Below are 26,408 nucleotides of genomic sequence, written 5' to 3' on the forward strand. Positions count from 1 at the left end.
GCAACGTTGTTTGTGCATTGCACAAAATCCGCTTGACATTGAATCGTGCAGCTCTAAAATAGGAATTGTTGCGGCGCACCAAATAAAAAATGCGCCTTGACCCACCCACACGCCTGGGCTGGCCGAATCGGGCACAACACCGTCACGGCCCTGACATCTAGGCGGCTTAATTTGCTAGACCTTGAAGTTCACCACTGGAGACCAGCAATGATCCTCACCCCGGAACAAGTTGCAGCAGCGCAAAAGGCCAACCTCGAAACGCTGTTCGGCCTGACCACCAAGGCGTTTGAAGGCGTCGAAAAGCTCGTCGAGCTGAACCTGCAGGTCGTCAAGACTTCGTTCGCAGAAGGCGTTGACAACGCCAAGAAGGCGCTGTCGGCCAAGGACGCGCAGGAACTGCTGGCCATCCAGGCCGCAGCCGTGCAGCCGGTTGCCGAAAAGACCCTGGCCTACACCCGCCACCTGTATGAAATCGCTTCGGAAACCCAGAGCGAGTTCACCAAGGTAGCTGAGGCCCAACTGGCCGAAGGCTCGAAGAACGTGCAAGCGCTGGTCGAGAACCTCGCCAAGAACGCCCCGGCCGGTTCGGAATCGACCGTGGCCATCGTGAAGTCGGCGATCTCCGCTGCCAACAACGCCTACGAGTCGGTGCAGAAGGCGACCAAGCAAGCGGTCGAAATCGCTGAAACCAACTTCCAGGCTGCGGCAACGGCTGCCACCAAGGCTGCCCAGCAAGCCAGCGCCACGGCCCGTACGGCCACGGCGAAGAAGACGACGGCTGCCTGATAGCTGCCTTCGTTGAAGATGGACCGGCTGCGGCCGGTCCGTTGGCAAAGCATATCGACGCCTGGCGTTTGCGGTGTGCTTTGCCAACGATGAAGGTAGTGCCCTGACTGAGCTGCATCGGCGCTGCCTTGTCTGCCGATGTCTCCTCGGTACCGCGGTCTCCTTGTCCAAAGGTATCGTTAAACCCGACCTCTACAGGTCGGGCTTTTTTTTGTTCTTCACCTTTCCACCAGCTTGCGCCCTATTCCCCGATGCGCACAGGAATCCGCCGCCGCCCGAACTGACGCTCAAAATTCCCGAAACGTCCCGCAATCTGCGCAAGGCAGTCCGGGCAAGTTCCCGTGGGAGTCAGGCGATAGCTTTCGATCGCGTGCCAGTCGCGCACGATGAGCTGCGCGCGGCAAGCGGGGCAATGGGTGGTGGCACCGGCGGTGTCGTGGACGTTGCCGGTGTAGACGTAATGCAGTCCCTCCGCCAGCGCGTGCTTGCGGGCGCGCACAAGGGTGGAACATGGTGTCGGCGGCACGTCGCGCATCTTGTAGTCCGGATGGAATGCGGTGAAGTGCAGCGGCACGTCGGGACCAAGCTCCCTGGCAATCCACCGGGCCTCGGCGCGAATCTCGTCATCGCTGTCGTTCTTGCCGGGAATGAGCTGCGTCGTGATCTCGAGCCAGACATCGGTTTCGTGCTTCAGGTACTGGAGCGTCTCCAGTACCGGCTGCAGGTGCGCCCCGGTGAAGGCAACATAGAACGCGTCGCTGAAGCCTTTCAGGTCGACGTTTGCCGCATCCATCCTGGCGTAGAAATCACGCCGCGCCTCGGCGCCCATATATCCTGCGGTCACCGCCACCGCCTTGATGCCCAGTTCGTGGCAGGCATCGGCTATGTCCATGGCGTACTCGGCGAAGATCACCGGGTCGTTGTAGGTGAAGGCCACGCTCTTGCAACCGTGCGCCGCCGCCGATGCGGCGATCGCTTCGGGCATGGCCGCATCGGCCAGGGTCTCCATCTCGCGCGATTTACTGATATCCCAGTTCTGGCAGAACTTGCAGGCCAGGTTGCAGCCGGCCGTGCCGAACGACAGGACGGCGGAGCCCGGGTAGAAGTGGTTGAGCGGCTTCTTTTCGATGGGGTCGATGCAGAAGCCCGACGAGCGGCCATAGGCGGTCAGCACCATCCGATCGCCGACCCGCTGGCGCACGAAGCAAGCGCCGCGCTGCTCGCCATGCAGGCGGCAGTGGCGCGGGCACAGGTCGCATTGCATGCGGCCGTCATCCAGGAAATGCCAGTAGCGGCCGGCATAGCTCCCTGAACCGGGCACATCCTTCATAAATGGTCCTTGTGCGGCTTGCTGATCACGGTTACCGACAAGACATCCAGGTCGAAGAACGGGCTGTCCGCCGGAGGCGGGGGCAATCCGGCACCCCATCCGGCGATGGCATGCTTGATGTACTCTGCCATCTGCTCGTCGGCAACGTCCCTGGGCTGGTCGATCATCACGACATAGCGGCGAGTGCTCATGGCAGATCCTTTATGGCGCCCATGACAGGCAACCATGGTGGCATCACGAACGTATCCGGCGTCATCAATGCCGGCGGCCCATTCACGCGACATCTAGCGATAGACCAGCACCGGAATCTTGCTGTGGGTCAGTACCTTCAGGGTTTCGCTGCCAATCAACAGCCCCTTCACACCCCGGCGCCCATGAGACGCCATGACAATCAGGTCACAATCGTTTTCTTCTGCAGCCTTGATGATGGCATCGTAGGGATGATCGTCGACCACGCTGCTGGTGTCGCAGGGCACGCCTGCCGCGGCGGCCTCTCGCGCGATGCCGTCGAGGTATTTCGATGCGTCCTCGAGGACAGCCTCTTCGAACTGCTCTCGCGTGTCGGTGAGCATTTCGGTGTGGTAAGTCGTGATGTGAAAATCCGGGCAGGCGCGCAGCGCCGTAATGCTGGCCTGCGTCTCCTGCGCGAACGCCAGTGCCTTGCGAAAGGCCGCTTCGGCCAGAGCGGAGCCGTCTACCGCAACAAGAAGATGCCTGAACACGTCGTGCCTCCTTGTCAGCTGAACGGTAGCCACCGGGGGCCACCGGATCCCGCCAGCAGGCATCCGGCAGCGATCGGCCGCGCCCGAATATGCAGCGCCGGCCTCGGTCGCCTTGGGGTGCATGGCGGCTCCATTCAGTATAGGCAGCGAAGGTCTTGCACCGCTCCTGTCGCAATCTGCACCTTGGCCGCCGACGCGAGCGGTGCTGGCAGGCAGACCTCGTGGGACGCCGGCAATTCCTGGCGGTTAATTGCATAATTGGCGATGAAAATGCCCGCCTGGCCAGGCGGGCATTCTCGCTTGCAGCGAACGGCGCTCAGCGCTTGCGCGGCGGCGGCACGTCAGTACACGTACCTTCATAGATCTCCGCCGCCATGCCGATCGATTCACCCAGCGTCGGGTGCGGATGGATGGTCTTGCCGATATCCACCGCATCGGCGCCCATCTCGATCGCCAGGCAGACCTCGCTGATCAGGTCGCCCGCATGCGTGCCGACGATGCCGCCGCCGATCACGCGATGGGTTTCCTCGTCGAAGATCAGCTTGGTGAAGCCTTCGTCGCGGCCGTTGGCGATGGCGCGGCCCGAAGCCGCCCAGGGGAACACGCCCTTGCTGTACTTGATCCCCTTCTCCTTGCACTCGTCTTCGGTCAGGCCAGCCCAGGCCACTTCCGGATCGGTGAAGGCCACCGACGGGATCTGCTTGGCATCGAAGTAAGCCTTCTCGCCATGCGCGGCCTCAGCGGCAACGTGGGCTTCATGCACCGCCTTGTGCGCCAGCATCGGCTGGCCGACGATATCGCCGATCGCAAAGATATGCGGCACATTGGTGCGCATCTGCTTGTCGACGTTGATAAAGCCGCGCTCGCTCACGGCCACGCCGGCCTTCTCTGCGCTGATGCGCTTGCCGTTGGGCGAGCGGCCCACCGACACCAGCACCAGGTCGTAGCGCTGCGGCTCGGCCGGCGCGGCCTCGCCTTCGAACTTGACGTAGATGCCGTCCGGTTTGGCTTCCACGCCGACGGTCTTGGTCTTCAGCATGACCTTGCCGAAGCGGTCCTTGTTCTTCTTTTCCCAGACCTTGACCAGGTCGCGGTCAGCGCCGTTCATCAGGCCGTCGAGCATTTCCACGACGTCGATGTCGGCACCCAGCGTGCTGTACACCGTGGCCATTTCCAGGCCGATGATGCCGCCGCCGATGACCAGCATCTTGTTAGGCACTTCGGGCAGCTCCAGCGCGCCGGTCGAGTCGACGATGCGCGGATCTTCCGGGATGAACGGCAGTTTCACCGCCTGGCTGCCGGCAGCGATGATGGCCTTCTCGAAGCGGATCACGGTCTTCTTGCCGGTGCTGCGCTTGCCCTCGCCTTCAGTCAGCTCGACCTCCATGTGATGCGGGTCGAGGAAGTTGCCGATGCCGCGCACCACCTGCACCTTGCGCGCCTTGGCCATGCCGGCCAGGCCGCCGGTGAGCTTGCCGACCACCTGGTTCTTGTAGTGGCGCAGGCCGTCCAGGTCGATCTTGGCTTCGCCGAAGAGGATGCCGTGGGCGGCCAGCGCCTTGGCTTCGTCGATCACCGCGGCATTGTGCAGCAGCGCCTTGGACGGGATGCAGCCCACGTTCAGGCAGACGCCGCCAAGCGTGCTGTAGCGCTCCACCAGCACGGTATTCATGCCCAGGTCTGCGGCGCGGAAGGCGGCCGAGTAGCCGCCGGGGCCGGCGCCCAGCACCAGCATCTCGCACTGGATATCGGCGCCACCGCTGTGGCTGGCGGCAGCAGGAGCCGGGGCCGGAGCCGCCGCCGCGGGTGCGGGAGCCTGCGCCGGTGCCGGAGCTTGCGCGGGCGCCGGGGCGGCCGCGGCCTGCTGGGCCTCGATGGTGCAGATCACCGCGCCCTGGCCGACCTTGTCGCCGACCTTGACCTTGACCTCGACCACCTTGCCGGCGGCCGACGACGGCACGTCCATGCTGGCCTTGTCGGATTCCAGCACGATCAGGGACTGTTCCACCTCGACCGTGTCGCCGGACTTGACCAGCACCTCGATCACTTCCACCGCGTCGAAATCGCCGATATCCGGCACCTTGACTTCGATCACACTCATGTTTGCTCCTCTATGCGCGCCCGCCTCTCGGCTTCAGGGCGCGCCGTCGTTGTTGGTTGCCACGCTGTCGGGTGCCGTACTGCCGGTTGCCGGATTGCCGCCCGAGGCACCGCCAGGCGCCGGCGCCGGTGCGGCGTCACCCTCGTGCAGCCGCACGGTGTGCACCTCGATCGGCCCCGCCGAACTCTTGTCGAACTCCACGCCTGCATCGACGCCGATGCGCGCGATCTCGCCCGCATCCAGGTCCGGCCGGTCATAGACCGCATGCATCGCGCCCAGCGCGTAGTTGCGGCCCGAGCCGATACCCCAGAAGCGGTCGAACGAAAACACCTCGCGGTACGAGTAGACGCCGAAGATGCCCGCCGGATTGGCGATCAGGCATACGATCTGCGACGACTCGTAGGGATCGTCCTCGTCTTCCTTGGTGTTGACGTAATAGTCCGACTTCAGCTTCTCATGCACCTTCAGGAAGGTGCGGAACACGTCATCGCGCGAGCCCAGCCGGCACTCTTCGCCAAGCCCCGCCAGCAGCGTGCGCATGACCGGGAAGTGCGCGGTGGTCCCGGCCAGCGCGATAAAGCCATCGCCCACCGGGAACACCTTCTGGTTGCGCTCATAGGCGCGCGACAGGCGCGTGTCGCCAAAGGTCACCAGCGCGTCTGCCGCGATGGCCACCTCGGCGCCCTTCCTCACGACCACGCAGGTAGTCATGGCTCGCTCCCGGTTGCGCGTGGTGCGCCGGGGCGGGCAGGCCGACGGCCTGGCCTGCCCGGCGCAACCCCGCTTACAGCAGGATCCGGCGGAAATCCGCCAGCAGTTGCCCGAAGTACGTGTTGAAGCGCGCCGCTTCGGCACCGTCGATGACGCGGTGGTCCCACGACAGCGACAGCGGCAGCGTCAGGCGCGGCGCGAACTGCTTGCCGTCCCACACCGGCTTCTGGTACGACTTGCACACGCCCATGATGGCCACTTCCGGCGCGTTGATGATCGGCGTGAAATATGTGCCGCCGAGGCCGCCCAGCGAAGAGATCGAGAAGCAGCCGCCCTGCATCTGGTCCGGCTTGAGCTTGCCGTCGCGGGCCAGCTTGGCGAGCTCGCTCATTTCCTGGCTGATCTCCAGCACGCCCTTCTTGTCGGCGTCCTTGATCACCGGCACGACCAGGCCGTTCGGGGTGTCGGCGGCAAAACCGATGTTGAAGTACTTCTTCAGCACCAGGTTGTCACCATCGAGCGACGCGTTGAAGTTCGGGAACTTCTTCAGCGCCGCCACCGTGGCCTTGATCATGAACGCCAGCATCGTCACCTTGATGCCGGACTTCTCGTTTTCCTTGTTCAGCTGCAGGCGGAAGGCTTCCAGCTCGGTGATGTCCGCTTCGTCATGGTTGGTGACGTGCGGGATCATGACCCAGTTGCGGTGCAGGTTGGCACCCGAGATCTTCTTGATGCGCGACAGGGCCTTGCTTTCGACCTCGCCGAAGCGGGTGAAATCGACCTTCGGCCACGGCAGCAGGCCGAGCTCGCCACCACCGGCGCCAGCCGCGGCGGCCTGTGCGGGCGCGGCGGCCTGGCCGCTCATCACGCCCTTGACGTAGCCCTGCACGTCTTCCTGGGTGATACGGCCCTTGGGGCCGGTGCCCGGCACGCGCGACACGTCCACGCCCAGCTCGCGTGCGAACTTGCGCACCGAGGGGCTGGCGTGGGCGGCCTTGCCGGTTACGCCAGCGGCGGCCGGCGCGGCAGCAGGTGCTGCGGCCGGTGCCGGGGCGGCGGCTGCGGGGGCCGGTGCCGGTGCGGGCGCGCCGGCAGCCGGAGCCGGTGCCGCGGCGGCAGCTGCCGGGGCGGCGGCTGCGGCGGCGCCTTCCAGGATCAGCAGCAGCGTGCCTTCGGCGACGTTGTCACCGACCTTGACCTTGACTTCCTTGACCACGCCGCCTTGCGGCGACGGCACGTCCATGGTGGCCTTGTCGGACTCCAGCGTCACCACGGCGTCTTCGGCGTTAATGGTGTCGCCCGCCTTGACGTGGACTTCGATGACCGGCACGGCGTCGTAGTCGCCGATATCGGGCACCTTGACCTCGATGGTGCCGCCACCGCCAGCGGCCGGGGCCGCGGCTGGGGCTGCTGCGGGGGCAGGAGCCGGTGCGGGGGCTGCGGCGGCCGGCGCCGGTGCTGCGGCAGCAGGGGCAGGTGCGGCGGCGGCGGGCTCGTTGGCCGCCTCCAGCATCACCAGCACCGAGCCTTCGGACACGTTGTCGCCCACCTTGATGCGGACGTCCTTGACCACGCCGGCCTGCGGCGAGGGCACGTCCATGGTGGCCTTGTCCGATTCCAGCGTCACCAGCGCGTCTTCCGCGTTGATGCTGTCGCCGGGTTTCACATGCACTTCGATGACGGGAACGGCGTCATAGTCGCCGATATCCGGCACCTTGATTTCAATCGCTTGACTCATTCAGTGTCTCCTGGGCAGGCCGGCACGCGCGACATCCGCAAGCGGCGAGATTACCTTCGCCGCCCGCTTCTGTCACGCCGCCATGCCGCAAGGCGCCGTCCGGCATCTGGCCGGGGCGCCCGCGGCACGGCGTTGCCGTACTGCGGGGGTTGGTGCAGGCTGCCGGATCAGACCGACATCGGGTTGGGCTTGTTCGGGTCGAGGTTGTACTTCTTGATGGCCTCGGCAACCTTGTCGCGGCCGATCGCACCCTCGTCGGCCAGCGCCTTGAGCGCGGCCAGCGTGACCCAGTAGCGGTCCACTTCAAAGAAGTGGCGCAGCTTCTCGCGCGTGTCCGAGCGGCCGAAGCCGTCGGTGCCCAGCACCACGTAGCGGCGCGGCACGAACGGACGGATCTGCTCGGCAAACGCACGCACGTAGTCGGTGGAGGCGATCACCGGGCCGCGGGCCGACTTCAGGCTCTTGGCCACGTGCGATTCGCGCGGGGTCTCGGTCGGGTGCAGCAGGTTGAAGCGCTCGACGTCGTGGCCTTCGCGGGCCAGTTCGGTGAAGCTCGGGCAGCCCCACAGGTCCGACTCCACGCCCCAGTCCTTCTTGAGCAGGTCAGCAGCGGCGATCACCTCGCGGAAGATCGTGCCCGAGCCCAGCAGCTGCACGCGCGGCGCGTTGCTGTTCTCGACGCCCTTGCGGAACTGGTACATGCCCTTGACGATGTCCTGCTCCACGCCAGCCGGCATTTCCGGATGCTCGTAGTTCTCGTTCATCACCGTCAGGTAGTAGTAGACGTCTTCCTGCTCGGCGTACATGCGGCGCAGGCCGTCCTGCATGACCACCGCCAGCTCGTACTGGAAGGTCGGGTCGTACGAGATGCAGTTCGGGATCGCGGCGTGGAACACGTGCGAGTGGCCGTCTTCATGCTGCAGGCCTTCGCCGTTCAGCGTGGTGCGGCCGGCGGTGCCGCCCAGCAGGAAGCCGCGCGAGCGCATGTCGGCAGCGGCCCAGCACAGGTCGCCGATACGCTGGATGCCGAACATCGAGTAGTAGATGTAGAACGGGATCATCTGCACGCCGTGCGTCGAGTACGACGTCGCGGCCGCGATCCAGTCGCACATGGCGCCGGCTTCGTTGATGCCTTCCTGCAGCACCTGGCCAGTCTGCGATTCCTTGTAGAACATCAGCTGGTCATGGTCTTCCGGCACGTACTTCTGGCCTTCCTGGTTCCAGATGCCGACCTGGCGGAACAGGCCTTCCATGCCGAAGGTGCGCGACTCGTCCGGCACGATGGGCACCACGTGCTTGCCGATCTGCTTGTCTTTCAGCAGCGTGTTCAGGATCCGCACGAAGGCCATGGTGGTGGACACTTCGCGGCCTTCGCCGGTGGCCTTGAGCAGCGCGTCGAACGCGGACAGCTGCGGGACCGGCAGGGCTTCGGCCTTCTGGCGGCGGGCCGGCAGGTAGCCGCCCAGGTTCTGCCGCGCCTGGCGCATGTATTCCAGTTCCTTCGAACCTTCCGGGAAGGTGATGTACGGCACCTCTTCGAGCTGGTCGTCGGCAACGGGGAGGTTGAACTGGTCGCGGAACTTGCGGATCGCGTCCACCGGCATCTTCTTCTGCTGGTGGGCCACGTTCATGGCCTGGCCGGCGTCGCCCATGCCATAGCCCTTGATGGTCTTGGCCAGGATCAGCGTGGGCTGGCCCTTGTGCTCGCTGGCGGACTTGTAGGCGGCGTAGATCTTGTGCGGATCGTGGCCGCCGCGGTTCAGGCGCCAGATGTCGTCGTCGGACCAGTCGGCCACCATCGCCTTCAGCTCAGGCGTGTTGAAGAAGTGCTCGCGGACGTAGGCGCCGTCCTTGGCCTTCATGGTCTGGTACTCGCCGTCGACGCATTCCATCATGCGCTTCATCAGCAGGCCCTTGGTGTCGCGCGCCAGCAGCGAATCCCACTTGCTGCCCCACACCACCTTGATCACGTTCCAGCCGGCACCGCGGAATTCGGATTCCAGTTCCTGGATGATCTTGCCGTTGCCGCGCACCGGGCCGTCCAGGCGCTGCAGGTTGCAGTTGATGACGAAGACCAGGTTGTCGAGCTTCTCGCGGCCGGCCATGCCGATCGCGCCCAGCGATTCGGGCTCGTCGGTCTCGCCGTCGCCCAGAAAGGCCCAGACCTTGCGGTCGCCTGCCTTGGCCAGGCCGCGGCTGTCCAGGTACTTCATGAAGCGGGCCTGGTAGATGGCCATGATCGGGCCCAGGCCCATCGACACCGTCGGGAACTGCCAGAAGTCCGGCATCAGCCACGGGTGCGGGTAGGACGAGATGCCCTTGCCGTCCACTTCCTGGCGGAAGTTGTCGAGCTGGTCCTGGGTCAGGCGGCCGAGCAGGAAGGCGCGCGAATACACGCCCGGAGCCGAGTGGCCCTGCACGAACACCAGGTCGCCGCCGCTGGCTTCCGACGGGGCGCGCCAGAAGTGGTTGTAGCCGACGTCATACAGCGTGGCCGCCGAGGCGAACGACGAGATGTGGCCGCCGACGTTGGTGTGCTTGTTGGCGCGCAGCACCATCGCCATGGCGTTCCAGCGGGTGTACGAGCGGATCCGGTGCTCGATGTCCTGGTCGCCGGGGATGCGGGCCTGCTGCTCGACCGGAATCGTGTTGATGTACTGCGTCTCGGCGTGGAACGGCTGGGTGACGCCGTTCACGCGTGCGTATTCGATCTGCTTGTCGATCAGGAAAGCGGCGCGCGCCGGACCTTCGGCGGCCAGGACGCCCTGCAGGGCGTCGAGCCATTCATGGGTTTCCTGGGGATCGGCGTCGTTGGCGCTCGAGGCGCCGAGAATCTGCTCTGGTACGGCGGACATGACTGTCTCCTGGGTGAATTCTTTGCATCCGCGCCCGCGCTGGCAGCGCCCGGACACGACTTTACGTATGACTCGCACCGACTTGCGGATCCGGCGCCATGCCGCCTTGCATCGGGGCCGCCGCCGGGAAACCTGTTCCGGTTTCTCCGCGCGGCAGGCGCATGGCTGCCGCCCGCATTCTTGGGTCGAACCGATTCTATGGAAGCCCAAAGTCCAGCACAAGTGAAATTTTCAAATTGCGGTATCGTTTTTTATAATGTGGAATTATGCGGCAGCGCACCAAGAATCACTGCCCGGCTGGCCCGCCATGCGCCATAAGCCTGCCCGCCCCGGCCGCAGCAGCAATGTTTTCATTGGCGCTTTCCCCAAGCGACGCACCGCAATAATCTCGGTACACTGGTCGGTCAGCCGTCAATCCCTCCCATGCCGTTTTTCAACCGACTCCTTTCCAGCCTGCGTGCAGCCATGCTTCCTCCCGACGCGTCGGGGTCAGCCAAGGCGGCCGGAGGCGATCCCGCGCACGCCCCTTCGCCGGCTGCCGGACTGGGGCCGATCGAGCCGCTGGGCCCCGACGACGGCGCCCCCGTGGCCGCACCGCGCGGGCTGTGGTGGCTGCGCTGGCGCAACCTGGTGGCCACCAGCTGGTTCATGTTCATCCCGCTGGTTGCCATCGTACTGTTCACGGTGGCCATGGGCGTGATCCTGTGGTCCCTGCACGAGACCGAGCGCCAGCAGCAGCGCGACGCCCTGTACCGCGACGCGGCCTGGGCACAGCAGCGCGTGCGCCTGTCGCTGCTAAGCAACCAGGACCAGCTGGCCTCGCTGGCGCGCGACATCGCCGCCGCGCAGCTTGAGCAAGGCGCCTACCGCACCGCGGCGCAGGAAATCCTGCGCGAAAACCCCGAGATCGTCTTCATCAACTGGCTCGATGCCACCAAGCGCGGCCGCTGGTCGCTGCCGTCGACCTCGGAATTCGCCAGCCGCCTGCGCGAGAACCAGGACCAGCCGCTCGAACCGGAAGTGCTCGACACCTTCGACGCCGCGCGCGAGACCCAGCGCGTGGTCTATTCGCGCCCGCTGGTCAACGAGCGCGGCGACAGCTTCATGCTGATGGAAGTGCCGATCGTGCGCGACAACGAGTTTCTCGGCACGCTTGGCGCGCTGTACTCGATCAACGGCATCCTGACGCACCTGCTGCCGCCCGAGCTGACCGAGCGCTACCGCTTCTCGCTGATCGACAAGAACAACCAGACCCGCGCCAGCACCTCATTGCGGCCGGTGCCGGGCAACGCGCTGTCGTACGAGGTGCTGCTGGATCCGCCGGGCCACTCGCTGTCGCTGCGCGCCGATGCCTACCCGCCGGCGTCGAACCTGCCCAACAACATGCTGCTGTGGCTGGTGGTGGGGCTGTCGTGCTTCCTGCTGTGGAGCCTGTGGAGCATGTGGCGCCACACCAGCCGCCGCTCCGAGGCGCAGCGCGCGCTGCTGGCCGAGACCTCGTTCCGGCGCGCGATGGAAAACTCGATGCTGATCGGCCTGCGCGCGCTCGACCTGAACGGCCGCATCACCTATGTCAACCCGGCCTTCTGCCGCATGACCGGCTGGCAGGAGAACGACCTGGTCGGGCGCCTGCCGCCCTTCCCCTACTGGCCGCCCAACGACCAGCAGGAAATGCAGAAGCAGATCGACCTGACCCTGCAGGGCAAGTCGCCCGCCGGCGGCTACGAGATGCGCGTGATGCGCCGCGACGGCAGCAGCTTCTATGCGCGCATGTACGTGTCGCCGCTGGTGGACAGCCGCGGCCGCCATACCGGCTGGATGAGCTCGATGACGGACATCACCGAGCCCAAGCGCGCGCGCGAGGAACTGGCCGCCGCGCATGACCGCTTCACCACGGTGCTGGAAAGCCTGGACGCCGCGGTGTCGGTGCTGGCCACCGACAAGGCGGAGCTGCTCTTTGCCAACCGCTATTACCGCCAGCTGTTCGGCTGGGAGGCCGAGGGCCACCTGAAGCTGGCCGGCGACGACCTCGACAAGGACCAGGTCTCCAGCGACAACACCGACTATGTCGACGCCTATGCCGGCCTGCCGGCGTCCGAGCTGATGCCGTACGCATCGGATGCGCGCGAAGTGTTCGTGCCGGACATGCAGAAATGGTTCGAAGTGCGCCGCCGCTATATCCAGTGGGTCGACGGCCACCTGGCGCAGATGCAGATCGCCACCGACATCACCGTGCGCAAGGCCGCCGAGGAAATGGCGCGCCAGCATGAAGAGCGCCTGCAGTTCACCAGCCGCCTGACCACCATGGGCGAGATGGCCTCGTCGCTGGCGCATGAGCTGAACCAGCCGCTGGCGGCCATCAACAACTACTGCATGGGCGCGGTGGCGCGGCTGCACTCGGGCCGCAGCACGCCGGAGGACCTGATCCCGGTGCTGGAGAAGACCTCGGCCCAGGCGGTGCGCGCCGGCACCATCATCAGCCGCATCCGCGGCTTCGTGAAGCGCAGCCAGCCGCAGCGGCGCGAGGCCGCGCTGCACGACATCGTCGCCGACGCGGTAGGCCTGGCCGACCTGGAGGCCACGCGCCGCCGCGTCACCATCCTGACCCGCCTGCCGACCCCGCCGCTGACGGTCTATGTCGACCCGGTGCTGATCGAGCAGGTGCTGGTGAACCTGCTCAAGAACGCGGTCGAGGCCATGGCCGGCCTGCCCGCCCTGCACGCCGGCGGCGTGGTGCGCCTGCACGCGCGGGTGGAGCCGGGCGAGATCGGCGACAACGTCCATATCGACGTGATCGACCAGGGCCCGGGCGTGGACGAAGCCACCAAGGAGCGCCTGTTCGAGCCCTTCTTCAGCACCAAGTCCGACGGCATGGGCATGGGGCTGAACATCTGCCGCTCGATCATCGAGTCGCACCAGGGCCGCCTGTGGGTGGAGAACAATGCCGACGGCATCGGCTGTACATTTAAAATCATGCTGCCGCTGCAATCGGCGCTGGCCGAGCATTAAGCCGAAGCACAGGCCCTGTTGCCGGGGCCTTCGCGCCCGGGCATGCCCAAGGATTCCAGAAAAAGCCGGCCCGCCCCGTTTCCCCCACGGATGTGGGGGGCCTGTCTCGCCACAGAGGGCCGCTGCCGGTTACACTTCGCAGCAATGAATTGTTGTCCCGAGGAGACTACATGACCGCAACGCCAAACCCCACGCCCCACCGCGGCGAGACCGTGTTCATCGTCGACGACGATGAAGCCATGCGCGACTCGCTGACCTGGCTGCTGGAGGGCAATGGCTATCAGGTGCGCAGCTTCACCAGCGCCGAGCAGTTCCTCGCCGCCTACGATGCCAGCCAGGTGTCGTGCCTGATCCTTGACGTGCGCATGCCCGGCATGAGCGGCCCGGAACTGCAGGAGCGCATGCTGGCCGAGCAGATCGACATTCCCATCGTCTTTATCACCGGCCACGGCGACGTGCCGATGGCGGTATCGACGATGAAGCGCGGCGCCATCGACTTCATCGAAAAGCCCTTCGATGAATCCGAGCTGCGCGCACTGGTCGAGCGCATGCTGACCAAGGCCCGCACCGACCATTCCGCCGCACGCGAGCAGCGCGCCGCCAAGGACCTGCTGGGCAAGCTGACCACGCGCGAGCAGCAGGTGCTCGAGCGCATCGTTGCCGGCCGCCTGAACAAGCAGATCGCCGATGACCTGGGCATTTCCATCAAGACCGTGGAGGCGCACCGCGCCAACATCATGGAAAAGCTCAACGTCAACACCGTCGCCGACCTGCTGCGCCTGGCGCTGTCGCGCAACAGCTGAGCGGCTGGCGCCTGCCTCTGCCTGACCCGGCGCGGCCCGCGGCCGCACCGGCTGCCCTCTCCGCGCGCCGTCCGGCGCCGCCCCTGCATCCCGTCAGCCCCGTCATCGGTCCAGGTATTCCTCGTCCCGGAACGTGACGACCCACTGTGGCCGATAGACCACAAAAATCGCCACCAGCATGCCGGTCAGGAAGGCCTCGCCGAAGGCCAGGATGACGGCTGCCGTCAGGGTATCGGCAACGCTCCATGGCAGGCCCGGTGCCGTCAGGTGGCGCCAGCCGGCCTCGGGGGGGCGGGGGGCCGCGGGGGCGCCCAGCGCGGCCAGCCCGGCCGTGAAATAGCCGTGTCCGAGGATAAAGACGAACGGATGCCGCGGCAGCAGGCGCCGCATCATCGCCTGCAACGCCGCGGAGATCAGCGCCGGCAGCAGCGCCAGCCAGACGTAGCGCACCCACAGCGAGGGCCAGTCGAACTGGGCCCAGCCATGCCCGGCCAGGTATTCGAGCCCGAACAGCGACACCACGTCGACCACGAACAGCGACAGCAGCGCCAGCGGCAGCCCGAACAGCGTCACCATCAGCGTGGCGCCGAGCAACTGGATCACCAGCCCGCCGACCAGCGTGGCGCGCAACGTCCACAGCAGCGCCACCAGCACCATCGCACCCAGCCAGGCGTTCTGCAGCGCATTGCGCCGCAGCAGCTGCCAGGGCCGGCGCGTCAGCGCCCACAGCAGCCCCGCCAGGGACAGCAACAGCAGCAAGGGATGGGACAGCAGGGATGGAAGCGCGGTGTGCATGCGGCCGATGCTACCAGCGCTGCCCCCGCCCGGCCTTGCACCCGCTCAAGCTCCGTGCGGCAAGCCCCACGCAACCTTTATAATTCCGCCTTTAGCCCAACCCGCGCTCCGGCGCGCGGCGGCACCTCCACCTCCCGGCCACAAACCCGCCCTGCCTCCATGCCTGCCCAACTGATCGACGGCAATGCCCTTGCCAAACAAATCCGCTCCGAAGCCGCCCTGCGCGCCGCCCGCCTGACCGAGCGTGGCCACCGGCCCGGCCTGGCCGTGATCCTGGTCGGCGAGGACCCAGCCAGCCAGGTCTACGTCCGCAACAAGGTCAAGGCCTGCCAGGACAACGGCTTTCATTCCTCGCTCGACCGCTACCCGGCCGACCTGTCGGAGGCGGAACTACTGGCCCGCATCGACGCCCTGAACCAGGACCCGAACATCCACGGCATCCTGGTGCAGCTGCCCCTGCCCAAGCATATCGACAGCCACAAGGTGCTTGAAGCCATCGCCCCGGAAAAGGATGTCGACGGCTTCCATGTGGCCAATGCCGGCGCGCTGATGACCGGTGCCCCGCTGTTCCGCCCGTGCACGCCCTACGGCTGCATGAAGATGCTGGAATCGGTCCAGTTCCCGCTGCGTGGCGCCCGCGCCGTGGTGGTGGGCGCCTCCAATATCGTCGGCAAGCCGATGGCGATGCTGCTGCTGCAGGCCGGCGCCACCGTCACCATCTGCAACAGCAAGACGCGCGACATCGGCGCCCACACCCGCGACGCGGATGTGGTGGTGGCCGCGGTCGGCAAACGCGACCTGATCACCGCCGACATGGTCAAACCGGGCGCGGTGGTGATCGACGTGGGCATGAACCGCGACGACAACGGCAAGCTGTGCGGCGACGTCGACTTTGCCGGCGTGCGTGAAGTCGCCGGCTACATCACGCCGGTGCCGGGCGGCGTCGGCCCGATGACCATCACCATGCTGCTGGTCAATACGCTGGAAGCCGCCGAGCGCGCCGCCGGCTGAGGCCGCGCGTACGATACGCCACCCGGGGCCCTGGAAAATCCGGCGCCCCGGCCCCATCTGCGGGATGATTGCCCGATCGAGGCCAGCCAACCGAGAACACGCCATGGACCAAGCCGCCAACGCTACCAATCCTCTGCTGGACTTTTCCGACCTGCCCCGCTTTGCCGAGATCCGGCCCGAGCACATCAGCCCGGCGCTGGACGTGCTGCTGGAAAGCGCACAGCAGGCCGTCGCCCGCGCTGAAGATCCGGCCACGCCCGCCGACTGGGGCAACGCCGTGCAGGCGCTGGAAGCGGCCACCGAGCCGCTGGGCCGCGCCTGGGGCGTGGTCAGCCACCTGAGCGCCGTGGCCGATACGCCCGAACTGCGCAAGGCTCACGCCGAGAACCTGCCGCGCATGACCGAGTTCTGGTCCTCGCTCGGCCAGAGCCTGGCGCTGTATGACAAGTACAAGGCGCTGGCTGCCAGCCCGGAGTTCGCAGGCATGAGCGCGGCGCGCCACCAGCTGATCGAAAACGAATTGCGCGGCTTCCGCCTGGGCGGTGCCGAACTGCCTGAAGACAAGAAGCCGCGCTTCGCCGAGATCCAGGAGCAGCAGGCCCAGCTGTCCAAGGCCTTCTCCGACCACGTGCTGGATGCCACCAACGCCTACGCGCTGCATGTCGAGGACGAGGCCCGCCTGTCCGGCCTGCCCGACGACGCCAGGGAAGCCGCCCGCCATGCCGCCGAGAAGGATGGCAAGGCCGGCTGGAAATTCACGCTGCACTTCCCGTCCTACTTCCCGGTGCTGCAGTACGCGGACGACCGCGCGCTGCGCCAGACCCTGTATGAAGCCAATGTCACGCGCGCCTCGGAACTGGGCCCGCAGCATGGCCAGGGCCAGGCCGACTGGGACAACACCGCCAATATGCGCGAGCAGCTGGCCCTGCGCCACGAAGAGGCGCAGATGCTGGGCTACCAGTGCTACGGCGAAGTCTCGCTGGTGCCGAAGATGGCCGAATCGCCGGCCGAGGTGCTGAAGTTCCTCGACGAGCTCGCCGTCAAGGCGCGCCCCTACGCCGAGAAGGACTGGGCCGAAATGAAGGCCTTTGCCGCGGCAGAGCTGGGGCTGCCTGAACTGGCGCCGTGGGACGTCGCCTATGCCTCGGAGAAGCTGCGCCAGCAGCGCTATGCGTTCTCCGAGCAAGAGGTCAAGCAGTACTTCCCGGAAGCGAAGGTACTCGAGGGCCTGTTCGGCGTGGTGCAGAAGCTGTTCTCGGTGCGCATCGAGCCTGAGCAGGCGCAGACCTGGCACAAGGACGCGCGCTTCTTCCGCGTCACCACCGCCGACGGCACGCTGCTGGCCCAGTTCTACATCGACCTGTACGCGCGCGAAGGCAAGCGCGGCGGCGCCTGGATGGACGACGCGCGCGGCCGCAAGGTGCTGGAGCAAGGCGGCGTGCAGACGCCGGTGGCCTACCTGACCTGCAACTTCTCGGCGCCGGTGGGCGGCAAGCCCGCGCTGTTCACGCACGATGAGGTGATCACCCTGTTCCATGAGTTCGGCCATGGCCTGCACCACATGCTGACGCAGGTGGGCGAGCTCGGCGTGTCGGGCATCAACGGCGTGGAATGGGATGCGGTGGAGCTGCCGTCGCAGTTCATGGAGAACTTCTGCTGGGAGTACGAAGTGCTGACCGGCATGACGCAGCATGTCGAGACCGGCGAACCGCTGCCGCGCGCCCTGTTCGACCGCATGCTGGCCGCCAAGAACTTCCAGAACGGCATGATGACGCTGCGCCAGATCGTGTTCTCGTCGTTCGACATGCACCTGCATACCGACTTCGACCCGGCCGGCGCCACCTCGGTGCTGGACCTGTCGCGCCAGATCAACGACCGCGTGCACGTGGTGCCGCAGCATCCGCTGTCGCGCTGGCCGAACACCTTCAGCCATATCTTCGCCGGCGGCTATGCGGCGGGCTACTACAGCTACAAGTGGGCCGAGGTGCTGTCGGCCGACGTGTATGCGGCGTTCGAGGAAGCCGCGCAGCTGTCGGGCAGCGTGCTCGACAGCGAGACCGGTGCGCGCTACCAGCGCGAGATCCTGTCGGTCGGCGGCAGCCGTCCGGCGATGGACTCGTTTGTCGCGTTCCGCGGCCGCGCGCCGCAGATCGACGCGCTGCTGCGCCACGGCGGGATGGCAGCATGAGCGCGGCCGCCCTGCCCGCCAGCGGCCCGCTTCGCATTGCCAGCTGGAACGTCAACTCGCTCAAGGTGCGCCTGCCGCAGGTGCTGCAATGGCTGGCCGAGCAGGACCAGGCCGGCGCGCCGATCGACGCGCTGTGCCTGCAGGAACTGAAGCTGCCGGACGACAAGTACCCGCTGGCCGAACTGGAGAACGCGGGCTTCCACAGCATCTACACCGGGCAGAAGACGTACAACGGCGTGGCCATCCTCGCCCGCGACGCCAGCATGCCCGGCCCCGCCGACGTGGTGCGCAACATCCCCGGCTTCGAGGACGCGCAGCAGCGCGTGATCGCTGCCACATACGGCGACCTGCGGCTGGTCTGCGCCTACTTTCCCAACGGGCAGGCGCCGGACTCGGACAAGTTCGTCTACAAGCTCAAGTGGCTGGATGCAATGACGGCCTGGCTGCGCGAAGAAATGAAGCGCTACCCGAAGCTGGCGCTGCTGGGCGACTTCAATATCGCGCCGGAAGACCGCGACGTGCACGACCCCAAGAAATGGGAAGGCCAGAACCTGGTCTCGCCGCAGGAGCGCGCCGCCTTTGCCGCGCTGGTGGAGCTCGGCCTGGCGGATGCGTTCCGCCAGTTCGAGCAGCCGGAGAAGGCCTTCTCGTGGTGGGACTACCGCATGATGGCGTTCCGCCGCAATGCGGGCCTGCGCATCGACCACATCCTGCTGTCGCCGGCATTGACCAGCGACTGCAGCGCCTGCGTGATCGACCGCGTGCCGCGCACGTGGGAGCAGCCATCTGACCACACGCCGGTGGTCGCCACGCTCAGTTGCAGCTGAACGCGCCGCTGGCGCCGCGCGCGGGTTCAGGCAAGTCCGCACAAGCCCCGCTCGCCGCGCGGCGCCGCGCCCGCTACACTGCGGGCATGAGCCACACCCGCCAGGCCATGTTCCGCCACCGCAACCTTCCTCACCTGCTGCTGCAAGCGCGCGAGACATTGCTGGCCGGCTTTCGCCCGATCCTGCGGCAGTTCGGCATCACCGAGCAACAATGGCGCGTGATGCGCACGCTCAATGAGCGCGAGCCGATGGAGCCTAACCAGCTGGCCGAAGCCTGCCTGATCCTGAGCCCCAGCCTGACCCGCATGCTGTGCGGCATGGAAGACGCCGGGCTGGTCGAACGGACCCGCTCTGCCACCGACCAGCGCCGCCAGCTGGTCAGCCTGACGCCGTCGGCGCGCGCCATCATCGTGCAAATGGAGCCGCTGGTCGATGCACGCTACCAGGAACTGGCGCAGCGGCTCGGCCCCGAGCGTCTGACCGAGGTCTACCGTGCGCTCGACGCGATGCTGGCCGGCATGGCGCCGCAGCCGAACCTGCCCGAATCCACCCCGCCCGAATCCGCTGCCTCGCCACCGCCTGGGCGCGGCGGCGAGGCCGGCTGAGCCTGCCCCTTCATTGCCGATGCCCGCGTCCCATCCCGGATCACTCCTGCCGCGCCTGTTCCCATGGAGCCAGCGCGTCGACAAGACCACGCTGCGCGCCGACCTGGTGGCCGGCCTGCTCGGCGCCGTGCTGGTGCTGCCGCAGGGCGTGGCCTTCGCCACGCTGGCCGGCCTGCCGCCGCAATACGGCATCTACAGCGCGGTGGTGCCGTGCATCGTGGCGGCGCTGTTCGGTTCGAGCTGGCACGTGATGTCGGGGCCGACCAACGCCAATTCGCTGGCATTGTTCGCGATGCTGAGCCCGCTTGCGTTTGCCGGCAGTCCGGCCTATATCGGGCTGGCGCTGGCGGTCACCATCGTGGTGGGCGTGATGCAGCTCGCCGTGGGCACGTTGCGGCTGGGCACGCTGGCCAACTTTATTTCGCCGTCGGTGCTGCTCGGTTTCACCTGCGGCGCCGCGACGCTGATCGGCCTGTATGCGCTCAAGGACCTGTTCGGGCTGGCGGTGCCGACCGGCACCAGTGCATTCGGCGTGCTGCGCCACCTGTTCGAGAACATCGACGCCATCAACTGGGGCGCGGCCACCGTAGGCGCGGTCACGCTGGCGGTGACGCTGCTGTGCAAGCGGCTGTGGCGGCGGCTGCCGTTCATGCTGCTGGGGCTGCTGGCCGGCTACGGCGTGGCGCTGCTGCTGAACCAGTCCGGCGCGGGCGGCGCCCACCATGTCAACGTGGTTGGGCCGATCCCGTCGGCGCTGCCGCGCTTCCACATTCCCGATGTGGACTGGCGCAAGCTGCCAGACCTGCTGGGCATCGCCTCGGCGCTGACCATCGTCGCGCTGGGCCAGTCGATCTCGATCGCCAAGGCGGTGGCGCTGCGCTCGGGCCAGCATATCGACGCCAACCGCGAGTTCATCGGCCAGGGCCTGTCCAATATCGCGGGCGGCTTCTTCTCAGGCTATATCTCGTGCGGCTCGCTCAACCGCTCGGTGCCCAACTTCGAAGCCGGCGCGCGCACGCCGCTGGCCAGCGTGTTCTCGGCGCTGTGGCTGGTGGCGCTGGTGGCCGTCAGCGCCCCGCTGCTGGCACAGATCCCGATGGCGGCGATCGCCGCGATGCTGCTGCTGGTGGCGTGGGGCCTGCTCGACACCGCGCGGCTGCGCCGCATCTTCACGCTCAGCCGCACGGAGTTCGCCATTGCCATCGGCACCTTCGCCGCCACGCTGGTGATCCGGCTGGAGATGGCGGTGCTGCTCGGCACCGTGCTGTCGCTGGTGGCCTACCTGTACCGCACCTCGCGGCCGGCCGTGCGCAGCCTGGTGCCCGATGCCGATGATCCCGGCCGGCGCTTCACGCCGCTGGACGAGCTGCGCCGCCCGCAGCCGGAATGCCCGCAACTGAAGCTGCTGCGCATGGAAGGCGCGATCTATTTCGGCGCGGTGCAGTACGTGACGGATCGCCTGCACTGGCTGCGCACGGTCAACGCCGGCCAGACGCACCTGCTGGCGATGACCAAGAGCATGAACTTCATCGACCTGGCCGGTGCCGAGATGTGGGAAAACGAGCTCGCCGAACGGCGCGCGCTGGGCGGCGACCTGTACTTCCACCGCCCGCGCACGCAGGTGCTGCAGACCTGGGCGCAGACCGGCTTTACCGACAAGCTCGGGGCCGACCATATCTTCCCGACCAAGCGGCAGGCGCTGCACACGATCGTCGGCCAGCTCTCGCCGGACATCTGCGCGCAATGCACCGTGCGGATCTTTGAAGAATGCGCGTCACGGCCTGGCGCCGCGGCCCCGGCAGCACAATGAACTGAAGCGCCGGCACGCCGGCATGAGCGGCGGCCGCGCACCAGCGTTCAGCAACAGTACGGCTGCAGGAAAAACCAGGAAACTGAAACGGGAAAACCGGGAATCTGCCTGTGCCGGCGTTGCCGGCTTGGCACGCAAGGCCGGACGGCCCTACATCTGGGAACCTGATAACAGATGGGCGCCCGCGGCATGCCGGGGCCTGGCCGGGGCATCCATCCGCATCAGATCGGCGCCACGTGGGCGCGCTTGACGACGATTGGCTGGGGCGCGCCCTGCTCGATCAGCACCACGGCGGCGCGTTCGATGGTTTCGCGGCCGGCACGGAATGCCTCTTCCAGCGACAGTACCTGGTCGGCACTGAAGCCTTCCCACAGTGCTTCGCGTGTCACCACGCAAGTCACCTTCTCGCCATTGACAAGTGCCTGGAACAACAAGCCTTCATTATTGATGTCGTAGCGCTCTTGCTCTTGGAATTTGATTTCCATCGGTGCAGCCCTCCATATGCAAGTGGAGAAACATCCTAACATGGCTCCGGCAAAATCGTATGGATAGAGCCCATGCGAATGCGCTCATTGCGAAGACCATCACGGCCGTCTTCAAGTTCCATCCGCGCGTATGTGTGGCTCCCGGTCACAACGATGAGGGTTGTTCTGGCAAGTGCATCAAACATTTGACAGCGCCGGAAATCATGCTAAAATCTCGTTCTTCGTTGGGGCGTTAGCTCAGTTGGTAGAGCAGCGGACTCTTAATCCGTAGGTCGAGTGTTCGAGTCACTCACGCCCCACCACCGAATACAGAAAGGCCGGAAGCAGCAATGCTTCCGGCCTTTTGCTTTGTGCGCTTGCTTGATTGGCTTATCCGCTGCGGCGCAGGCACATGCCCACGCCACAGCAGTCCGTGCATCAGGCGCCCTGGCTGGCCCGCTCGAACAGCGTACGTGCCAGCGCGCGATGGCGCAGCAGCACGTTGGGCAGGTCGGCCGTCAGCAGTGCACCGTCGCGCACCACTTCCCTGCCGTTGATCACGCTCGCCGCGACATTGGCCGGCGTGCAGAACACCAGCGCCGCCACCGGGTCATGGCCGGCGCCGGCAAAGCCGACCTGCGACATGTCGAAGGCGACAAAATCCGCCGACATGCCCGGCGCCAGCGCGCCGATATCGTCGCGGTTGAGCACGCGCGCACCACCCAGCGTGGCAATCTCCAGTGCCTCGCGCGCGCTCATGGCGGCCGGCCCGTAGCCAACGCGCTGCAGCAGCATGGCCTGGCGCGCCTCGCCCAGCATATGCGCGCCGTCGTTCGACGCGCTGCCGTCCACGCCCAGGCCCACCGGCACGCCGGCATCGCGCATGGCCCGCACCGGTGCAATGCCGGACGCCAGCCGCATGTTCGAGCACGGGCAATGCGCCACGCCGGTCCCGGTGCGGGCAAACAGTGCGACGCCCTCGTCGTCCAGCTTGACGCAGTGCGCATGCCACACATCGCGGCCGACCCAGCCCAGGTCCTCGGCATACTGGGCCGGCGTCAGGCCGAATTTCTCACGCGAGTAGGCAATGTCGTTGTCGTTCTCGGCCAGGTGCGTGTGCAGCGACACGCCATAGTGCCGCGCCATATTGGCCGATTCGCGCATCAGGTCGCGCGACACCGAAAACGGCGAGCACGGTGCCAGCACCACGCGCAGCATCGCGTGGCGCGCACTGTCGTGGCACTGCTCCACCAGCCGCTGGCTGTCGCGCAGGATGGCGGCCTCCTCTTCCACCACCACGTCCGGCGGCAAGCCGCCCTTGCTGCGGCCCACGCTCATCGAGCCGCGCGCGGCGTGGAAGCGCATGCCCATCTCCTGCGCCGCGGCAATCGAGTCATCCAGGCGCGAGCCGTTCGGGAACAGGTAGAGGTGGTCGCTGGTGGTGGTGCACCCGGACAGCATCAGCTCGGCCATCGCAGTCTTGGTCGACACCGCGATCATTTCCGGCGTCAGGTGCGACCACAGCAGGTACAGGTTGGTCAGCCACGAGAACAGCTCGGCGTCCTGCGCCGCTGGCACCGCGCGCGTCAGGCTCTGGTACATGTGGTGGTGGGTGTTGACCAGGCCGGGCGTGACCACGCGGCCGCGCATGTCGAGCACCTGCGCGCTGCCGTCGTCGACCATGCGCCGGTACTGCGGCGGCAGTTCCGAGGTGGGACCGACCCAGTGCACGGCGGGGCCTTCGGCAACCAGGGCGCCATCGCGGATCTCGCGGCGCTGCGCATCCATGGTGACCAGCACGTCGGCGTTCAGGGCAATCAGGGTCATGGCGGAATTCCTTCTGCAAAACGAATTGGGGGACGGGATGGCCGCCAGTCTACGGTGGCGAGGTGCCATCCCCCAAGCGCAGAATTCCGATCATCCTGTCCACAAAAAGTGGACACCCGCGACACCCTGTTGCTCAGCGCGCCTGCGCGAACAACACCGCCAGCGCGTCGCCGATGCGCTCGGCCATCAACTCGGCCGCGGCGCTGAGCGGGCCGCGAGCGCGCGCCACCAGCGTCAGCGTCTGGCCCTGCAGGTGGCGGTCGCGCAGCGGCACGTAGACCAGCGCCTGGCGGGCGCGCTCTTCCATCACATCGAGCGGGTTCAGCAGCGCGATGCCGGTGCCCAGCATCACCAGTTGCCGGATCAGCGCGGTCGAGGTGGACTCCGCCACCGGCGAGACCTCGATCGCATTGCGGGCAAAGGCCGCGTCAAGGATGGCGCGGATCGACAGCGACGGCGCCGGCAGGATCAGCGGATAGCCGACGCATTCGCTCAGCAGCGCCGATTGCCGGGCCGCCAGCGCATGGCCCGGCGGCACTACCACGCCGATCCGCCAGTCGCTAGTGGCCAGCGCGCGGAAAGCGGGCAGCTCAGGCAGGTCATAGCCAAGGCCCAGGTCGGCGTCGCCCTGCTCCACCGCCGCGATGATGTCGGCCACCGGCAGGTCGGCCACGCGCACCACAATGCCCGGGTAGCGCTGGCGGAAGTCATGCACCAGCGATGGCATCAGCGAGCCCGCCAGGCCGGCCGTGACCGCCACGGTGACCTCGCCGCGGCGCGCACCCTTGAAGTCCTCGATGCGCTCGCGCAGCGCATCGTGCTCGCGCAGCGTCTGGCGCACGTGGGCCAGCACCATCTCGCCCAGCGGCGTCAGCCGCAGCCGCTTGTTGATGCGCTCGAACAGCGGCGCGCCCAGTTCCGCCTCCAGGTCCAGGATCTGGCGGTTGACCGCGGTCGGCGCCACATGCAGTTGCTCGGCCGCCTTGCGGATCGAACCGCGGCGGACGACCTCGTCGAGATAGCGCAGGACTCTGGCGTGCATGGGCTGGGCAAGCTGGTGGATCGGAACCACCGCGCGGCGGGATAAGCGCGGTGGCCTGGCATTGTAGCGGCCAGTGCAGCCTGGCTCGCAAAAATTGCGCGAAGGCTATTGCGTCTTATCCGATACCTTGCTACAATCTTTTTCTTCGTTGGGGCGTTAGCTCAGTTGGTAGAGCAGCGGACTCTTAATCCGTAGGTCGAGTGTTCGAGTCACTCACGCCCCACCAGCGAATTCAGGAAAAGCCGGAAGCCTTGCTTCCGGCTTTTTTCATTTCCGCCGCGCTGCTTTGCGCGCGCGGTCGGCATCGCTGCCGGTTTCTTGATACGCGGGTTCTCACCAATTCCCCTGCGCCCGCTTTCCCGGTTGAATCGCATCCGCGCACATTGTGGAACATAGTTCCGTATCGCGGAACTATCGCAAGGTGCCGGCCGTCGCCGCATCCCGGCACGGCCCGGTCATGCCAGCGCGGGGATCCGTGACAGCGCGGGGCGCAGACGAAAGGTCTGGGTCCGAAGAAACGCCTGCAGCCCGCCTGGCGAATCAGTGAAAGAAGAACGGAGGCACTCCTTGAAAGCAGTTTTCAACGCCGGCGCAGCCGCCTGCATCGCGGCCCTTGGCCTGGCCCACGGCCTGGCCAAGGCCCAGTCCTACCCCAACAAGCCGATCCGCCTGATCGTTCCGTTCGCGGCCGGCGGCACCACCGACATCGTTGCGCGCGCGGTCTCCGACGGCCTCGGCCGCGAGCTGGGCCAGCCGGTGGTGGTGGAAAACCGCGGCGGCGGTGGCGGCGCTATCGGCGCCGACGCGCTCGCCAAGTCCGCCCCGGACGGCTACACGCTGGGCATCGCCACCGTCAGCACGATGGCGACCAACCCCGCCACCAACCCCAAGAACCCGTACGACCCGCTCAAGGACTTCGCGCCGATCACCAACCTGGTCAACGTGCCGAACGTACTGACGGTCAACCCGAAGGTGCCGGCCAAGACCCTGAAGGAGTTCGTCGCGATGCTGCAGGCCAGCCCCGGCAAGTACAGCTACGCCTCGGCCGGCAAGGGCAGCATCTCGCACCTGGACGGCGAGCTGTTCAAGGACATTACCAAGACCGACATGGTCCATATCCCCTACCGCGGATCGGGCCCTGCGCTGAACGACACGCTGGCCGGCCAGGTCAACGCGCAGTTCGACAACCTGCCGTCGTCGATGCCGCATATCCAGGCCGGCAAGCTGCGCGCGCTGGCAGTGGCGGCGCCCAAGCGGGTCGAGGGCCTGCCAGACGTGCCGACCTTTGCCGAAGCCGGCATGAAGGACATGAACAACATGGCCTGGTACGGACTGGTGGCCCCGGCCGGCACGCCCACGGCAATCATCACGCGCGTGCATGATGCCGCGGTCAAGGCGCTGCAGGACCCCAACGTCAAGCGCCGCCTGGCCGACAGCGGTGCCTACACCGACGGCAACACCCCGGCGCAGTACGCCGCCCAGATCAAGCGCGAGCTGGACCTGCGCAAGAAGATCGCACGCGACCAGAACATCACACTGGAATAACCGCACGGCGAAACCGTCCCGCGAGGGGTCATGACCGGCTGCCACCTGGCAGCCGGTTTTTTTATGGCTGCCGGTTGAAAATGTGCCATCAGTCACCCACATCTGTCCCAGGATCGTTGCATTTGATCCGGCGCAGTACGCAGGCAACGCCATCGGTATTCAATACTTGTAGAAGAAACTTTCACTTTGCGGACAAGCGCTGACTCGGTACATTAACCGGGTGTTCCGCCACATGTGCC

General features: G+C 66.6%; 20 protein-coding genes and 2 tRNA genes. 11 read left to right on the top strand and 11 right to left on the bottom strand.

Going from position 1 to position 26,408, the window contains the following annotated elements; genetic code table 11:
- The first annotated feature begins 207 nt into the window (after window positions 1–207).
- Window positions 208–786: a TIGR01841 family phasin PhaP1 gene (gene phaP1 / locus AC3WON_RS09155; RefSeq protein WP_011615034.1), complete on the top strand. Its 579-nt coding sequence runs from the start codon at window positions 208–210 to the stop codon at window positions 784–786.
- A gap of 241 nt (window positions 787–1,027) precedes the next feature.
- Here phaP1 and amrS read toward each other — a convergent pair whose 3' ends face one another.
- From amrS to aceE, 7 genes are all read right to left on the bottom strand, one after another.
- Complete coding sequence (gene amrS, locus AC3WON_RS09160; RefSeq protein WP_492351655.1) at window positions 1,028–2,116, bottom strand: AmmeMemoRadiSam system radical SAM enzyme; 1,089 nt, start codon at window positions 2,114–2,116, stop codon at window positions 1,028–1,030.
- Complete coding sequence (locus AC3WON_RS09165; protein ID WP_492320513.1) at window positions 2,113–2,307, bottom strand: hypothetical protein; 195 nt, start codon at window positions 2,305–2,307, stop codon at window positions 2,113–2,115. Before AC3WON_RS09165 ends, amrS begins: the two co-directional genes overlap by 4 nt.
- Before the next feature lie 93 nt (window positions 2,308–2,400).
- On the bottom strand, window positions 2,401–2,838 hold the full coding sequence (locus AC3WON_RS09170) for a universal stress protein (protein ID WP_492320512.1): 438 nt from the start codon (window positions 2,836–2,838) through the stop codon (window positions 2,401–2,403).
- 316 nt (window positions 2,839–3,154) lie between these two features.
- A complete protein-coding gene (lpdA, locus tag AC3WON_RS09175; protein WP_492351656.1) occupies window positions 3,155–4,939 on the bottom strand; it encodes a dihydrolipoyl dehydrogenase in 1,785 nt (594 codons plus the stop codon).
- A gap of 33 nt (window positions 4,940–4,972) precedes the next feature.
- The gene (locus AC3WON_RS09180; protein WP_492320510.1) at window positions 4,973–5,650 is read right to left on the bottom strand and encodes an MFS transporter; all 678 of its coding nucleotides are present in this window, start codon (window positions 5,648–5,650) and stop codon (window positions 4,973–4,975) included.
- A gap of 73 nt (window positions 5,651–5,723) precedes the next feature.
- Window positions 5,724–7,388, bottom strand: coding sequence for a dihydrolipoyllysine-residue acetyltransferase (gene aceF / locus AC3WON_RS09185; RefSeq protein ID WP_492351657.1), 1,665 nt, complete (start codon window positions 7,386–7,388; stop codon window positions 5,724–5,726).
- A gap of 167 nt (window positions 7,389–7,555) precedes the next feature.
- Entirely contained in the window at window positions 7,556–10,243 is a 2,688-nt protein-coding gene (aceE, locus tag AC3WON_RS09190) for a pyruvate dehydrogenase (acetyl-transferring), homodimeric type (protein WP_492351658.1), read from the bottom strand.
- 423 nt (window positions 10,244–10,666) lie between these two features.
- Here aceE and AC3WON_RS09195 point away from each other — a divergent pair, with 423 nt between their 5' ends.
- Complete coding sequence (locus AC3WON_RS09195; RefSeq protein ID WP_492351659.1) at window positions 10,667–13,252, top strand: PAS domain S-box protein; 2,586 nt, start codon at window positions 10,667–10,669, stop codon at window positions 13,250–13,252.
- 170 nt (window positions 13,253–13,422) lie between these two features.
- Complete coding sequence (locus AC3WON_RS09200) at window positions 13,423–14,055, top strand: response regulator transcription factor (RefSeq protein ID WP_010813074.1); 633 nt, start codon at window positions 13,423–13,425, stop codon at window positions 14,053–14,055.
- A gap of 102 nt (window positions 14,056–14,157) precedes the next feature.
- Here AC3WON_RS09200 and AC3WON_RS09205 read toward each other — a convergent pair whose 3' ends face one another.
- Window positions 14,158–14,850 carry a hypothetical protein gene (locus AC3WON_RS09205; RefSeq protein ID WP_492351660.1) on the bottom strand — a complete coding sequence of 231 codons (693 nt, stop codon included), beginning with the start codon at window positions 14,848–14,850 and terminating at the stop codon, window positions 14,158–14,160.
- Window positions 14,851–15,009: 159 nt separating this feature from the next.
- On the opposite strand from AC3WON_RS09205, the gene folD reads away from it, so the two are divergent.
- The 5 genes from folD (at window position 15,010) to AC3WON_RS09230 (ending at window position 21,291) form a co-directional block, all read left to right on the top strand.
- The gene (gene folD / locus AC3WON_RS09210; RefSeq protein WP_492351661.1) at window positions 15,010–15,861 is read left to right on the top strand and encodes a bifunctional methylenetetrahydrofolate dehydrogenase/methenyltetrahydrofolate cyclohydrolase FolD; all 852 of its coding nucleotides are present in this window, start codon (window positions 15,010–15,012) and stop codon (window positions 15,859–15,861) included.
- Window positions 15,862–15,964: 103 nt separating this feature from the next.
- The gene (locus AC3WON_RS09215; protein ID WP_492351662.1) at window positions 15,965–18,049 is read left to right on the top strand and encodes a M3 family metallopeptidase; all 2,085 of its coding nucleotides are present in this window, start codon (window positions 15,965–15,967) and stop codon (window positions 18,047–18,049) included.
- Entirely contained in the window at window positions 18,046–18,876 is an 831-nt protein-coding gene (gene xth, locus AC3WON_RS09220; protein ID WP_492351663.1) for an exodeoxyribonuclease III, read from the top strand. Before AC3WON_RS09215 ends, xth begins: the two co-directional genes overlap by 4 nt.
- 86 nt (window positions 18,877–18,962) lie before the next feature.
- Window positions 18,963–19,481, top strand: a complete 519-nt coding sequence (hpaR, locus tag AC3WON_RS09225; protein WP_492351664.1) for a homoprotocatechuate degradation operon regulator HpaR — start codon at window positions 18,963–18,965, stop codon at window positions 19,479–19,481.
- Between the two features lie 19 nt (window positions 19,482–19,500).
- Window positions 19,501–21,291 carry a SulP family inorganic anion transporter gene (locus AC3WON_RS09230; protein WP_492351665.1) on the top strand — a complete coding sequence of 597 codons (1,791 nt, stop codon included), beginning with the start codon at window positions 19,501–19,503 and terminating at the stop codon, window positions 21,289–21,291.
- A gap of 221 nt (window positions 21,292–21,512) precedes the next feature.
- On the opposite strand, the gene AC3WON_RS09235 is transcribed toward AC3WON_RS09230, so the two are convergent.
- On the bottom strand, window positions 21,513–21,776 hold the full coding sequence (locus AC3WON_RS09235) for a DUF1488 family protein (protein WP_010813081.1): 264 nt from the start codon (window positions 21,774–21,776) through the stop codon (window positions 21,513–21,515).
- 226 nt (window positions 21,777–22,002) lie between these two features.
- Here AC3WON_RS09235 and AC3WON_RS09240 point away from each other — a divergent pair.
- A tRNA-Lys gene (locus tag AC3WON_RS09240) sits at window positions 22,003–22,078 on the top strand.
- Between the two features lie 115 nt (window positions 22,079–22,193).
- Here the strand turns inward: AC3WON_RS09240 and AC3WON_RS09245 are convergent.
- Window positions 22,194–23,582, bottom strand: a complete 1,389-nt coding sequence (locus AC3WON_RS09245; RefSeq protein ID WP_492351666.1) for an 8-oxoguanine deaminase — start codon at window positions 23,580–23,582, stop codon at window positions 22,194–22,196.
- A 133-nt stretch (window positions 23,583–23,715) separates the two neighbouring features.
- Window positions 23,716–24,624: a LysR family transcriptional regulator gene (locus AC3WON_RS09250; protein ID WP_492351667.1), complete on the bottom strand. Its 909-nt coding sequence runs from the start codon at window positions 24,622–24,624 to the stop codon at window positions 23,716–23,718.
- 150 nt (window positions 24,625–24,774) lie between these two features.
- Here AC3WON_RS09250 and AC3WON_RS09255 point away from each other — a divergent pair.
- Both AC3WON_RS09255 and AC3WON_RS09260 read left to right on the top strand, forming a co-directional pair.
- Window positions 24,775–24,850, top strand: a tRNA-Lys gene (locus tag AC3WON_RS09255).
- Between the two features lie 341 nt (window positions 24,851–25,191).
- Entirely contained in the window at window positions 25,192–26,169 is a 978-nt protein-coding gene (locus AC3WON_RS09260) for a tripartite tricarboxylate transporter substrate binding protein BugE (RefSeq protein ID WP_492351668.1), read from the top strand.
- Window positions 26,170–26,408 lie beyond the last annotated feature (239 nt).

The sequence above is a fragment of the Cupriavidus sp. FW305-46 genome (assembly GCF_058787075.1).